Below are 12,736 nucleotides of genomic sequence, written 5' to 3'. Positions count from 1 at the left end.
CCAATATACCAATCATTCAATTTATAACAATGATTTTACTTATTTTATATATATATTTTATGAGACAATTAAGATCTGATTTAATTTAGCAATTTAAACAAACAGCTCTTTTACTATCATCATGGGCAGGATACTGATGAGCATCATATTGTCCTATCGTCCGATGACGTACCTGATCTAATAAACTAACCTTATTCAATGCTGCAGTCATACCTGCTTGAATCGTATTTTCACGACCCTTAACATCAAAGATATGTGCTTTTTCTCTTAGATCTGGCTGTATCACAATATCTGCATTTTTTAGCTCGTTATACGCGATCTTATTTTGCATAATATTTATATTTTGATTAAACATCCCCCACACATTCGAGGTTTCCGTGTGCTCTGGCTGGGCCAAAATATCAACAGCAATGACAATATCTGCCCCTAATTCTCTCGCCACATTGACTGGTACAGGGCTCACTAAACCGCCATCAACATAATCCTTATCAGCAATTTTTACGGGAATAAACATGCTTGGAATAGAGATAGAAGCTCTCACTGCTTGGCCAGTATTACCATAGTTAAATACTGTTAAATTTCCATTTTTTAACTCTGTTGCCACCACATACATTGGAATAGGAAGCTGTTCTAAGGGCATAAAGTCCACTTGTTTATTGACATAGTTCTCAACCTTAGCGCCATCAAAAAAGCCTTGAATACCAATGTTAAAATCACGTACATCATTGACTTGCATATTTAATGCAACTTCACGTAGCGATTTTGCTGATTTTCCACTGGCATATATTGACCCGACTATACTCCCTGCACTGCTACCAACAATAAAATCAGGCTTGATTCCACGTTGCTCTAAAACTTCAATGACGCCAATATGCGCATAGCCTCGCGCTCCCCCACTCCCAAGCACCAATGCAACACTTGGAGCATCAGTTTTCTTATGCTTATTTTTAATGATATGAGATGAAGCATCCACCAAAGGTGTAGACACAGATTTTGAAAGCTGAGCTTTGGCTACAACCTGTTGACAGGCTTGTAAGCCAATCAAAGGTAAGAGGGAAATCAGGAGTACAAACTTCTTCATTGCATCAGAAATTAAAAATCAAAACTGAATGAAAGCATATCATTGACAAGTCGTCTGTATGAATTTTTTATGACAAAAAGCCCCAGATGCGGGGCTTTTTGTACATGACATTTTATTAAGAAGATTTTATGTTAAGCAAAGAATTTTAAAATCACCTGAATTACAGTTGCATTAATTAAGTCAACAAAAAATGCGCCACATAAAGGTACAATGAGGAATGCTTTATGTGAAGGACCATACATATTTGTAATCGCCTGCATGTTTGCAACAGCTGTTGGTGTTGCTCCCATACCGAAACCACAGTGACCTGCTGCAAGAACTGCTGCATCGTAGTTTTTACCCATCACACGGAAAGTGATAAATGCTGCGTACAAAGCCATAGTTAAGGTTTGAGCTGTTAAGATTACAACCAATGGGCCTGCAAGATCAGCCAATTGCCACAACTTAAGTGAAAGAAGTGCCATTGCTAGGTATAACGATAAAGAGGCATTACCAAATACATCAATTGCACGATCGAAGATTTCCACTTTCATGAGACCTTCGAGGATGTTACGCAGGATAACACCACCACCTAATGCCCAAACGAAAGTTGGAAGCTCAAACCAAGTGCCTTTACTATAACCTGTCATAAATTCAGCAAATGCCAAACACGCAGCAAATAACCCTAATGTGGTAATCGCATTGTCCGCAGTGATTAAACGAACTTGATTACGGTTTTCAAAAGGCACAAACTCGCCTTGATCATTCGGATTTGCAATTTCATTCGCATCACGTGTGTCTTTTTCAACCGAATTCGTCACTGGTGATGAAAGCTGGTGCTTATTAATCAATAATTTCGCTAATGGACCACCAATCAAACCACCAATAATCAAACCAAATGTCGCACTTGCCATACCCAGTGCTAAAGCACCTTGAATACCATGCTCGACTTCTAAAATCTCACCCCATGCACCAGCAGTACCATGACCACCCGTTAAGGTAATAGAACCTGCAATTAAACCAATAAGTGGATCAATACCAAGTAACGTTGCAAGGCTCATACCGACAAAGTTTTGTACGATAATAAATGATGCGACACAGATCAGGAAGATCACCAGTCCCATACCACCTTCTTTGAGTTTGGCGAAGTTTGCACTCAAACCAATCGAGGCAAAAAACACCAACATGAAACTGGTTTGCAATTCACTACTCGTGGTAATGCTGTAACCCCACAAATTGTGAACAATTAACGAAACTATGGCAGCAACCAAACCACCAGCTACAGGCTCTGGGATATTATATTTTTTTAAGAAGTCGATTTTGTTGACAAGAAAACGGCCAAGCAATAAAACTATTACTGCAGCAATTAACGTGTAAAAAGCGTTAAAAGTAAATTCCATCATTAATTCTCAGCAAATACAGATGACTGTTAATTCATATTATGCTTGTTTTTTAATCAATAAGATTTATTTCGAATCTCACATCCAAAAATAAACATATCCTTATTCAATATTGATTATCTAAAAGAATAGATAAAATTTTTAATTGAGTAACAATATATTAATTCCTCGATTTCATTGGATTCAATCTTGTTAATAAAAAACATACACTTTTCAAAATAAATCAGTAGCACAAAACGCACTCTATTCTTAGACATGCGTTTTGCTAGATACAATTGATTTATGGCTCAAACAAACACTTAAATATGTTTTAGTGAACTTAAAATGATTAAGAAATTCCTGATGATCAGGACTGCTCACTGTTTAAGCCGAACATTATGCACTTTTTTTTATATTTCGCATTACTTTTGTTTATTCAATCAGCAAAATTCAGACATTCTTTAGTCTGAACTGATGAATGACAAGTGAATAAAAAAAACCGAGACTATGCTCGGTTTTTTTATAGATCATGCTTAGAAGCTGTATTTCGCCATTAGGCCTACACGGTCATCATTATAGCTTTGACCTGCGAAAGTCTCACGCTTACCATTGATATATTCAACACCTAAATCAACAGGTTTCACAGGTGTATAGATAAAGTTAATCCATGCTTGTTGAACAGTTTCATTTGCACTTGGGTTCGCTTTAGCATATCCCGTGCTGTCATCAGCATAGTGTGCGCCATAAGCCAGTGTTGAGCGTAACTGAGGTGAAAACTTATATGTAGCACCAAGTTGCGTTGCAATAAACTCATTTTGTTCAATATTGTTATTTGCATCGACAACATAAGCACTATTTGAGCCATATAAATAGTTACTGTTCCCTTTTACATAAGACACGTCAGCAGATACTTTGAGTGGTTCGCTAATTTGGTAATTTGTACCGATCGCTACACCAAAACCAGTCTTATCATCACCAGCGGTATCAGATTTATAATTTTCGATTAAGGCACGAGCTGAAGCATTACCTTTACCCTCTGCATAAGCTTGCGTAACTTTTGCAGTTAAAGTTGGAAGACGATATTTAATACCATCTCCAGTAGAATTACCCTCTTCAGCTGAAATAAATAATTGAGTTGTAGGCGCTAATTTATGTGACCAACGCACTTGCGGTAAACGGTTTGTTCCGCCACCAATGTTGGTACCAAAATCGATCATTTCTGGGGCATGATTTGACAAGAAGTTTGAAGTAGTTTGACCGAATAACCAATTATTCAGTGTTAAGTATGCATGACGAATACGTAGTGCTTCATTTGAGCCTGCAAAGTCCACTTCTACTTTACCACCAACATCAGCCCCTTCTACTTTAGATTTAAAATCTAAACCAAGACGTGTTGTTTTAGCCGTTGCACGTAATTTATCTTCAACTAACGGATTATTACTCGTTCCAACGCTGTTTACAGCATTAAAGTCATTATCAGCACCTTCAATGATATAGTTTGCATCCCCACGTACAAAACCATATAGATTCACTTCAGCACCTGCTTTAGTTTTCAAGTTTGTAGGCGCTGCTGCTACAGGTTGAGCTTTAACTTCAGCCAATTGTACTTGCTGCTGTTGTTGTACTTGATGTTGCTGTTGAATTAAAGCTTTTAACGCTTCAACTTCTTGGCGTAATTTTTGAATTTCATCTTTTTCAGTCGCTGCTTGTGCAGTAGAAACTGCAAAAGTTGCAACTGCGATTGCTAAACTTTTCTTTAAAAATGTTTGATGTTTTGATTGACTCATTAAAAATCTCCAATTATTTCATCTTGCATCCGTGCATATATGCTTGGTCAACCTGCTGAATCCCAATCACAACGTTTGATTAATTTAAAATAATCAACGATGCACTAAACTGCTTTTTTTTAAATTTGATGAATTGATTAAAATAAATACGTAACATAATGTGTATTCGTTGTAACTTAATCTAGCAACTTATGTTTCATAATTAAATGTTTTTTATTGTCAAAACCAATTTTCTCAATCACAATTTCTGATGATGAATTGAAAAAAGTTTATATCTGTATAATTTATAAAATCTTTATTTAAAAGCATATTCAAAATTATACCTTAGTCGTAGAGACATCATGGATCATCCAAAATTATTCAAATAGGAGTTGCAATGTCCACAGAACATACTCAAGCCGTTGATGAAGTGATCACTGGCCGCCAATCTATACGTGCCTTTTTAGATCACCCCGTAGACACAAAACTTATCCAAGAAATCTTAGAAGTCGCATCAAGAGCACCTTCTGGCACAAATACTCAACCCTGGAAAGTCTATGTGGTGACAGGCGCACGTCGTCAACGTTTAATTGATCAAGTTTGTCATGCACAAATGCAACTTTATCAAAACCCTGAACTTGCTCAACAATACAACGAGACTTTTGCTTATTATCCAGAAACATGGATTTCCCCGTATATCGATCGTCGTCGTGAAAATGGTTGGGGACTTTATGGATTGCTGGGCATTCAAAAAGGTGAAAAGGATAAGATGGCTGCACAACATCTTAGAAACTATCAATTATTTGATGCACCTGTTGGCATTTTCTTTACCGTGGATAAAGCCATGGGCATTGGCTCTAAAATGGATATTTCCATGATGATTCAAAATGTTATGCTAGCAGCAAAAGCACGTGGTTTAGACACATGCCCTCAAGCGGCCTGGAATCATTTTCATCAAATCGTCACTGATGTTCTTGAAGCTCCTGCCAACGAAGAGCTAGTTTGTGGGATGGCTTTAGGCTATGCCGACACCGATGCGCTTGTAAATACGTTTAGAACACCTCGTGTTCCAGTTGAAGAGTTTGCTGTTTTCTTGGAAGACTGATTTTTTAAGGATTAAAACACTCATCCAGTTTGAGCGGTTTAATAAAGACAAACATTCAATTTCAAGCATATAATCCCAATTTAAATTAGATGAATATTCAACTAATATTCATCTATCCCTATCCTCTATTTATAAAGGGTTCTGGTTTGAACAAATGGCTGATTCAGCTTAAAAAAGCAACCTATAATACTTCATTCATGTATAACCTGCGGATGATTGTGGCTTTCGCAGGTACCGCGTTTATTCCCTATCTGTTAGATCAGCAATTGATGACGATTCCATTAACATTAGGGGTTGTTGCTGCTGGGCTGAGCGACATCGATGATCGCTTCTCAGTACGTATCATGAATCTGATTTATACCTATATTGGGTTCTTTATTGCGGCAGCTTCTGTTCAATTGTTATTCCCATATCCTGTGCTTTTTGCTTCAGGCCTGATCATCTCTTGTATTGGTCTCATTTTACTCGGCTCATTAGGCAGACGTTATGCCACCATCTCATATGGTTGCTTAGTAATTTCTGTCTATGCCATGCTAAGTGTTGATATTTTTGACGAATGGTACATGCAACCCAGTCTTTTGGTGATTGGTGCCATTTGGTATGGGATCTTGTCTACGCTTAGTTTCTTGCTTTTTCCAGCTCGACAAGTTCAAGATCAACTCTCGAAAAGCTATTCTTCACTCGGTGATTTCCTTTTTGCTAAATCTAATCTCTTTGATGTGGATATGACAGCAAATAGCTACCAAAAAAGTATGATCAGCTTGTCGCTGGAAAATGGGAAATTAGTAGGTATTTTCAATGATATGAAAACCACACTCCTTACCCGATTAAAAGGAGATCGTGGTCAAAGTGATACCCGTCGCAGCTTACAATATTATTTTATTGCACAAGACATTCACGAGCGAGCTGACTCGGCACATATTGATTATCAACAATTAACCAAAGCCTTTGAACATAGTGATATTTTATTTCGCTTCCAACGCATTTTGACACTGCAAGCAAAAGCCTGTAAAGATTTAAGCGAAAGCATCCTAAATCGTACAACTTACCAGCATAATCCACGTTTTGAACATGCATTTAGTAATCTCAGAAAGTCATTAGAAAAAATCCGTGATGAACAAAAACATGATCTTATCTGGGTCAATGCTCTTTTTGCCTTACTCCAGAACTTAAAAGCCATCGATGCTCAATTACGAAACCTTGAAACTGAACGGCATATTAAATTTGATCGCACTAAACATTTAGAAAACCAACTTAAAGATGACGATCTAAAAGGTTGGGAAGATATTGTTTCTCGTATCAAACAAAATTTAACACCTGAATCCGTTCTCTTTCGACATGCGATTCGTGTTTCCATCGTACTTTTCATCGGATATGTTTTTGTTCAAGTCACCAATATCGAATACGGTTATTGGGTACTGTTAACAGCCCTATTTGTTAGTCAACCAAACTTCAACGCCACAAAACGTCGACTCAGACTCAGGATCATGGGAACACTCGGTGGCATTATTCTTGGTTTTGCAATTCTGTATTTCGTTCCTTCTGTCGAAGGTCAACTCTTATTATTAATTGTGAGTGGCGTCCTATTTTTTGAATTACGCAGTAAGCAATATGCGCAAGCCACTGCCTTTATTACGATCTTAGCCTTAATTAATTTCAATTTGGACGGTTTAGGTTTCCAAGCGGCATTTCCTCGAATGTTAGATACTTTAATTGGCTGTGCATTGGCATGGTTTGGGGTGAGCTTTATTTTTCCTGACTGGAAATTCAGACGACTCCCCCATTCAATCAGACGTTCACTTGAAGCTCAATGCCAGTATCTTACTGAAGTCGTCCAACAGTACCATCATGGACGTAATAACAGTTTGAACTACCGTGTAGTCCGCCGCACTGCACATAATCGTGATGCTGATGTTGCATCGCTCATATCAACATTAGCAACAGAACCTGATTTTGATCCAACACAAAAAGCTTTAGCATTTGAGTTCCTCTGTCTCAATCATACATTTATCAGCTATATTGCTGCGCTAGGTGCACATCGTGAAAAAATTCAAGATCAGTCAACATTAGAACTACTTCAACAAGCGTTAAATGATATCCAAGGTGCTTTTTTGCGAGATGAATTCCCTGAGCTAAATCTGACAAATTTGGAGTCCGCGATTCGTGAACGTTTGAATAAAGATGATCAGGATTCACATAAATCATTGATTGTTTTACAGCAACTTTCTTTAATGCTTGGTGTATTAAGACGATTGAGCACCTTAAAACAAAGTTTAAGTCATGAACATGATACTCAATCCAGCGCATTGGCATCACTGTAAATATTGAATTTTCAAGGCAGTAAATTAGTACAATATACTCCCTGATTGTATTAATTTAATGCTAAACTCTGCTCAGATATACACATTTTGTTAACGAAACTATGACTGCAAAAAACTTATACGCCTACACTTTACAACCCGTTCCTTACGAGGTTACTGAAGCTGAACAACGCCATGCGCAACTCGCAATCTGGCGCAGCACAAATAAAATTGGAACTAAAGCTTGGGCTATTATGGGTGCAATTACTACGCTTGCAATTTTGGGTCTAATTTTTATTAAAAATTACTCTACTGTATTTTGCTGGGTGGCTTTAGTCTGTGTGCTGACATACTTTTTAGTGCGAAAGTTTGGACTAGAATGGTACGCTAAACGTAAAATGAATGAGTTTCCAGTACAAGAAATTACTGGAATTAAATTAGGTGTTCAGCCTCATGGTATCGTGATGCGTCAAAAAATGGGACTACAAGAAGGTGTAGGTTCAATTGGTTGGAAAGATATCTATGAGTGGTATAACACGCCAGATTTCATTTTGGTGAACTTTAAAGTTAAAGGTCAGCAAGGCGCTTATATCTTGCCAAAACGAATGAACAGCAAAAATTTCTCTTTCGAGACCATCCGTAAACATCTAAAAGAAAGCGTTGGTGAGCCAAAATCACTGTAAATACGGCTTTATATTAAAACCTCCAACTTTGGAGGTTTTTTTATCACAATTTTTTATATGAGAATGAGAATAAATATTATCTTCAAATACATTCCACTTTTTTTGAGTTAGGTTATAATCGCACCATTCAAAAATTCCAATTCACTCAGACCCTTATGTTCAAGAAAATATTTTTCCAGTTACACTGGTTTTTCGGAATAACAGCAGGCCTTATTTTGGCACTTATGGGTGTCACTGGGGCGATATATTCTTATGAGCAGCAAATTATCAAGCTGATCAATCAGGAAAGTTATACAGTTGTTGCTGAACAACGCCCAAAATTAACACCAGCTGAAATTTATCAACATTTCCAGCAGGAGCATCCTGATCTTAAAATCAATAGCATTACAATTGCTGCTCAACCTACTGACTCATCGAGTATCAATGTTGCGAAAGAAGGCGAACGTCGTGGTTTGACCATGATGATCAATCCCTACAGTGCTGAATTACTACCTGAAATTAAAGGTCGAAAATTCTTCGCATTCGTACAACAACTACATCGTAACTTGACAGTCGGACCAGTTGGAAAACAAATTACCGGTGCATGTACACTGATTCTTATTTTCTTTGTCCTCAGTGGCTTATATCTACGTTGGCCGAAAAAACACAGTTTCAAACAATGGTTTTCAGTTAAACCCAAATTAAAAGGTCGAAACTTTATTTGGGATTTACACGCAGTCGTTGGAACATGGGTGGCCATTTTCTATCTCATGTTGGCTTGCACAGGTTTATATTGGTCATATGACTGGTGGCGCAACAGCATGTTTAAAGTGCTTGGTGTTGAGCGCCCGCAACCCCAAATGCAAGCGGGAGGTCCTGGTTCAAATGCTGGACCAAATGCTCAACGTGAAGGACGTGAAGGACGTGAAGGACGTGAAGGACGTGAAGGACGTGAAGAGCGTAAATCACTCCAAACAGAACAGATTCACTTTGCGCTCAACCAATCTTGGTCTACTTTTAATCAACAGTTTAAAAATCAATTTTCTTCCGCAACCTTCACCATTCCTAAACGTGCAAACGGTGAATTAGAACTGAGTTTCGTTGATCCTGTTCCGCAACATGAACGTGCTCGTAACAAAGCGACTGTCGACTTAAATACGAATCAATTGAAAGATGTTGAATTGTACGAAGACAAAAAGCTCAATGAAAAAATCATGAGCAGCATGTTACCTGTACACCGTGGCAGCTTCTTTGGTCCTATTTACCAGTTCTTCGCGATGTTAGCTGCACTCGCTATGCCGTTATTCTTTGTGACGGGTTGGATGCTCTACCTCAAACGCCGCAAGCAAAAACAATTGACCCGTGAAGCGAAGCAAAATTTAGCAGTGGTTAATGTTGATCCAAATGCCAAACCTTGGCTCATCGCTTATGCAAGTCAAACTGGTGTATCCGAGCAATTGGCTTGGCGTACAGCTTCAATTCTGCAAGCAGCACGCCAACCCGTCACTGTTAAATCAGTGCAAAGCCTGACCACTAATGAGCTACAAACAGCATCTCAAATTCTAGTGGTCGCGAGTACTTACGGTACAGGTGAAGCTCCAGACTTAGCTGCAAGCTTTGAAAAGAAATTGATGTCTCATCCACTTAATCTAAGTCATGCTCAATTCGCAGTTATGGCACTTGGTTCACGTGAATATCCTGACACTTATTGTAGTTTTGGTCATCGTATTTATGACTGGTTCAATGCATCTGGTGCAACTCCCCTCTTTAATGTGATTGAAGTGGACAATGCCAATAACCAAGATATTCAAAATTGGACAGATGCACTCGCACAAGCTGCTCAATTGGAATTAGCAACACTATCTATTGATAAAGTCTTTGATCAATGGAAACTTCAAAAACGTACACTGCTTAATCCAAACAGTTTGGGTCAACCAGCTTATAATTTAGAGCTTGAGTCTGATCACGACGCGATCTGGCAAGCTGGAGATATTGCGGAAATTCAACCCGGCAATAGCATTGAACGTATTCAAGCATTTTTACAACAGCACAACTTAGATGAGGCTTTAGTTCTCGCAACTACAGGTCAAACCTTAGTTGAAAGCCTGTGGAATAAAAATTTAAATAGCGAGATTCAGCCATTTGCTACAGCTGAGGAACTCGTTGAGCAGCTTGAAAATTTACCTACTCGTGAATATTCGATCGCAAGTATTCCAACTCAAGGCATGATGCGCTTGGTGGTACGTCAACAACGTGATGAACAGCAGCAACTCGGCTTAGGCTCAGGCTGGTTAACACATCATGTTGCGGTTGGTGCTCAGGTACAACTTCGTATTCGAACCAATGAATCATTCCATTTAATTGATGATAATCGACCGATTATCTGTATCGGTAACGGGACAGGAATCGCAGGGCTAATGAGCTTAATTTCAGCTCGCGTACGTTTGGACTACACTGACAACTGGCTCATCTTCGGTGAACGCCAACGCGAACATGATTTCTTTTATAAAGAAACAATCGAAGCTTGGCAAAATACAGCGATGTTAAAGCGTATTGATCTTGCGTTCTCTCGAGACCAACCAGAAAAAGTCTATGTACACCATATTCTGCGTCAAAATGCGGATGAAGTCGTTAAATGGATTCATCAAGGTGCTGTCATCTATGTGTGCGGCAGTATCAATGGTATGGCAAGCGATGTTGATCTAGCTTTAATTGAAATCTTAGGTGAAACTACTGTAGATGAATTAAGACAAGCTGGTCGCTACCGTAGAGACGTTTACTAACAAGGTTATTATGATCAAAACCGAGCACGATTTTTATTTAATCTGCTCGGTTTTTTTATGCGATATACTTTTTCTCATTTCCCACTAGTGATGACATCGAATGTATATAAGGATTTTAAAACTTTTCGCTTGGTTAATAGCATTGATACTATTAATCGATGGAATCATTTTAATGAGTCAAAATAAAATTCATTTGGGTACTGTACTTCCAGCATTTATTGGCATAATGATTATTGTATGTCTGTTTTTTAATAAGAAAATCCAACTCTACCGTTTGAATCATTCTAACTTTAACTTGTTTTGGAAAATGGGATGGACAATTTTTTCCATCTGGTTAATCAGCTTGGCTATTTTTTTTATTTTTTTAGCTAAATCAAATCATTCCCCTATCATGAATACACCACCTGATGCGATTATTATTTTGGGTAGTGGTTTAATTAACAACCACCCCTCCCCAACGCTTCAGGCTCGATTAGACCAAGGTGCAACGATCGCCGCTCAATATCCCAATAGTTTTGTTATTGTGACTGGCGGTTTGGGATTTGATCAGAAAATTACTGAAGCTGCAGTGATGAAAGCATATTTGATCGACAAATATCTTATTCACCCACAGCGTATAGTTGAAGAAAGTCAAAGCACCAGCACCGAACTCAATTTAAAAAACAGTGTTCCGCTGCTAAACAAAATAGACTTAAACCAAGATAGTCATATTGTAGTTGTGACTAGTGATTTTCATACACCACGTGCTGCAGCCATTGCCCGATTTCAAGGTTATACCCAAATCACATCAGTCAGTGCTGAAACTCCTTTAACCACACGATATAACGCATGGCTTAGAGAATATTTTGCTTATATTAGTGGTTGGATTTTAAGAGAATACTAAATTTTCTATTTATCATGTATTCGGATTTTTCGAGGCGAAGGAACCCCTTCTCTATTTAATTTTTCAGGTTGATCGATCGATAACTGGTATAGATAAGCTTTTAGGTCAATTAGAAATTGTCGCCCCGATACCAAAACATTTTGACCTTCTGGCATCAAGTTCAGTGACAAATGAGTATTGTGTTGTCGAATATAAGGAACAACTTGTTCAATAAATGGTATCAGTTGGATTTCCTCCACATGATATTTTTCCCACTTATCACGAACCAATAATTGTGCCATACCTTTACTTTGCCAAACAGCAAGCGTGCGCTGACCAGATGGAGTGGAGCACAATGCCCAGCCATCATTATATAAACTATAAACTTTAGCCTGAGCGACAATTGTTTCCATAAATTGTTGGTATTGTTCTTTTGGAGAGACAACTGTAGAGGCAATAGAGGTACTTGAAGGCTTACGCTGGTATGGATTTCTCATAATTCTATTATAAACATGAATTCATCATATTTTATATAAATTATAGAAACTTAAAAGACTTTTTATAGAAAGAATATGGTGGGCGCTGACGGGATCGAACCGCCGACATTCTGCTTGTAAGGCAGACGCTCTACCAACTGAGCTAAGCGCCCTTGAGGAATAAAAATAGCATCGCTATTTTTAAGATGCAAGAAAGAAATCTTGCTGATTGAAACCATCATATCTAGACAAGGGATCTAGAAAATGGCGCAGCGGACGGGACTCGAACCCGCGACCCTCGGCGTGACAGGCCGATATTCTAACCAACTGAACTACCGCTGCA

9 protein-coding genes and 2 tRNA genes are annotated in these 12,736 nt (G+C 38.3%); 5 read left to right on the top strand and 6 right to left on the bottom strand.

Features of this window, described 5'->3' with window-relative positions:
- Nucleotides 1-85: 85 nt before the first annotated feature.
- From BMW42_RS07785 to BMW42_RS07775, 3 genes are all read right to left on the bottom strand, one after another.
- A complete protein-coding gene (locus BMW42_RS07785; RefSeq protein ID WP_092766986.1) occupies nucleotides 86-1,081 on the bottom strand; it encodes a patatin-like phospholipase family protein in 996 nt (331 codons plus the stop codon).
- A gap of 131 nt (nucleotides 1,082-1,212) precedes the next feature.
- The gene (gene gltS, locus BMW42_RS07780; RefSeq protein WP_092766985.1) at nucleotides 1,213-2,460 is read right to left on the bottom strand and encodes a sodium/glutamate symporter; all 1,248 of its coding nucleotides are present in this window, start codon (nucleotides 2,458-2,460) and stop codon (nucleotides 1,213-1,215) included.
- Between the two features lie 512 nt (nucleotides 2,461-2,972).
- Nucleotides 2,973-4,226 carry a DcaP family trimeric outer membrane transporter gene (locus tag BMW42_RS07775; RefSeq protein WP_092766984.1) on the bottom strand — a complete coding sequence of 418 codons (1,254 nt, stop codon included), beginning with the start codon at nucleotides 4,224-4,226 and terminating at the stop codon, nucleotides 2,973-2,975.
- Nucleotides 4,227-4,602: 376 nt separating this feature from the next.
- On the opposite strand from BMW42_RS07775, the gene BMW42_RS07770 reads away from it, so the two are divergent.
- The 5 genes from BMW42_RS07770 to BMW42_RS07750 all read left to right on the top strand — a co-directional run bounded on the left by BMW42_RS07770 (nucleotide 4,603) and on the right by BMW42_RS07750 (nucleotide 11,938).
- The gene (locus BMW42_RS07770) at nucleotides 4,603-5,310 is read left to right on the top strand and encodes a nitroreductase (RefSeq protein ID WP_092766983.1); all 708 of its coding nucleotides are present in this window, start codon (nucleotides 4,603-4,605) and stop codon (nucleotides 5,308-5,310) included.
- A gap of 146 nt (nucleotides 5,311-5,456) precedes the next feature.
- Nucleotides 5,457-7,631, top strand: a complete 2,175-nt coding sequence (gene yccS / locus BMW42_RS07765; protein ID WP_092766982.1) for a YccS family putative transporter — start codon at nucleotides 5,457-5,459, stop codon at nucleotides 7,629-7,631.
- A gap of 101 nt (nucleotides 7,632-7,732) precedes the next feature.
- On the top strand, nucleotides 7,733-8,293 hold the full coding sequence (locus tag BMW42_RS07760; RefSeq protein WP_092766981.1) for a YcxB family protein: 561 nt from the start codon (nucleotides 7,733-7,735) through the stop codon (nucleotides 8,291-8,293).
- Nucleotides 8,294-8,448: 155 nt separating this feature from the next.
- Nucleotides 8,449-11,055 (top strand): PepSY domain-containing protein, encoded by a 2,607-nt coding sequence (locus BMW42_RS07755; protein WP_092766980.1) that lies wholly within the window; start codon nucleotides 8,449-8,451, stop codon nucleotides 11,053-11,055.
- A 172-nt stretch (nucleotides 11,056-11,227) separates the two neighbouring features.
- Nucleotides 11,228-11,938, top strand: a complete 711-nt coding sequence (locus BMW42_RS07750; RefSeq protein ID WP_228143103.1) for a YdcF family protein — start codon at nucleotides 11,228-11,230, stop codon at nucleotides 11,936-11,938.
- 5 nt (nucleotides 11,939-11,943) lie between these two features.
- On the opposite strand, the gene BMW42_RS07745 is transcribed toward BMW42_RS07750, so the two are convergent.
- From BMW42_RS07745 to BMW42_RS07735, 3 genes are all read right to left on the bottom strand, one after another.
- A complete protein-coding gene (locus tag BMW42_RS07745) occupies nucleotides 11,944-12,414 on the bottom strand; it encodes a DUF2750 domain-containing protein (RefSeq protein WP_035268330.1) in 471 nt (156 codons plus the stop codon).
- Nucleotides 12,415-12,490: 76 nt separating this feature from the next.
- Nucleotides 12,491-12,566: transfer RNA gene (locus BMW42_RS07740), tRNA-Val, on the bottom strand.
- Nucleotides 12,567-12,658: 92 nt separating this feature from the next.
- A tRNA-Asp gene (locus BMW42_RS07735) sits at nucleotides 12,659-12,735 on the bottom strand.
- Nucleotide 12,736: the final 1 nt, after the last annotated feature.

The sequence above is a fragment of the Acinetobacter sp. DSM 11652 genome (genome assembly GCF_900109815.1).
In the GTDB taxonomy this organism is placed as follows: Bacteria; Pseudomonadota; Gammaproteobacteria; order Pseudomonadales; family Moraxellaceae; genus Acinetobacter.
Note: the sequence above shows the minus strand (reverse complement) of the source record. Positions and strands in the feature narration are given on the sequence as shown.

Excerpts from the sequence above, each read along its gene's own strand:
- BMW42_RS07750 (WP_228143103.1), top strand. The coding sequence starts at position 11,228 with ATGAGTCAAAATAAAATTCATTTGGGTACTGTACTTCCAGCATTTATT.
- BMW42_RS07770 (WP_092766983.1), top strand. The coding sequence starts at position 4,603 with ATGTCCACAGAACATACTCAAGCCGTTGATGAAGTGATCACTGGCCGC.
- BMW42_RS07785 (WP_092766986.1), bottom strand. The coding sequence starts at position 1,081 with ATGAAGAAGTTTGTACTCCTGATTTCCCTCTTACCTTTGATTGGCTTA.
- BMW42_RS07745 (WP_035268330.1), bottom strand. The coding sequence starts at position 12,414 with ATGAGAAATCCATACCAGCGTAAGCCTTCAAGTACCTCTATTGCCTCT.
- gltS (WP_092766985.1), bottom strand. The coding sequence starts at position 2,460 with ATGGAATTTACTTTTAACGCTTTTTACACGTTAATTGCTGCAGTAATA.
- BMW42_RS07760 (WP_092766981.1), top strand. The coding sequence starts at position 7,733 with ATGACTGCAAAAAACTTATACGCCTACACTTTACAACCCGTTCCTTAC.
- BMW42_RS07775 (WP_092766984.1), bottom strand. The coding sequence starts at position 4,226 with ATGAGTCAATCAAAACATCAAACATTTTTAAAGAAAAGTTTAGCAATC.
- BMW42_RS07755 (WP_092766980.1), top strand. The coding sequence starts at position 8,449 with ATGTTCAAGAAAATATTTTTCCAGTTACACTGGTTTTTCGGAATAACA.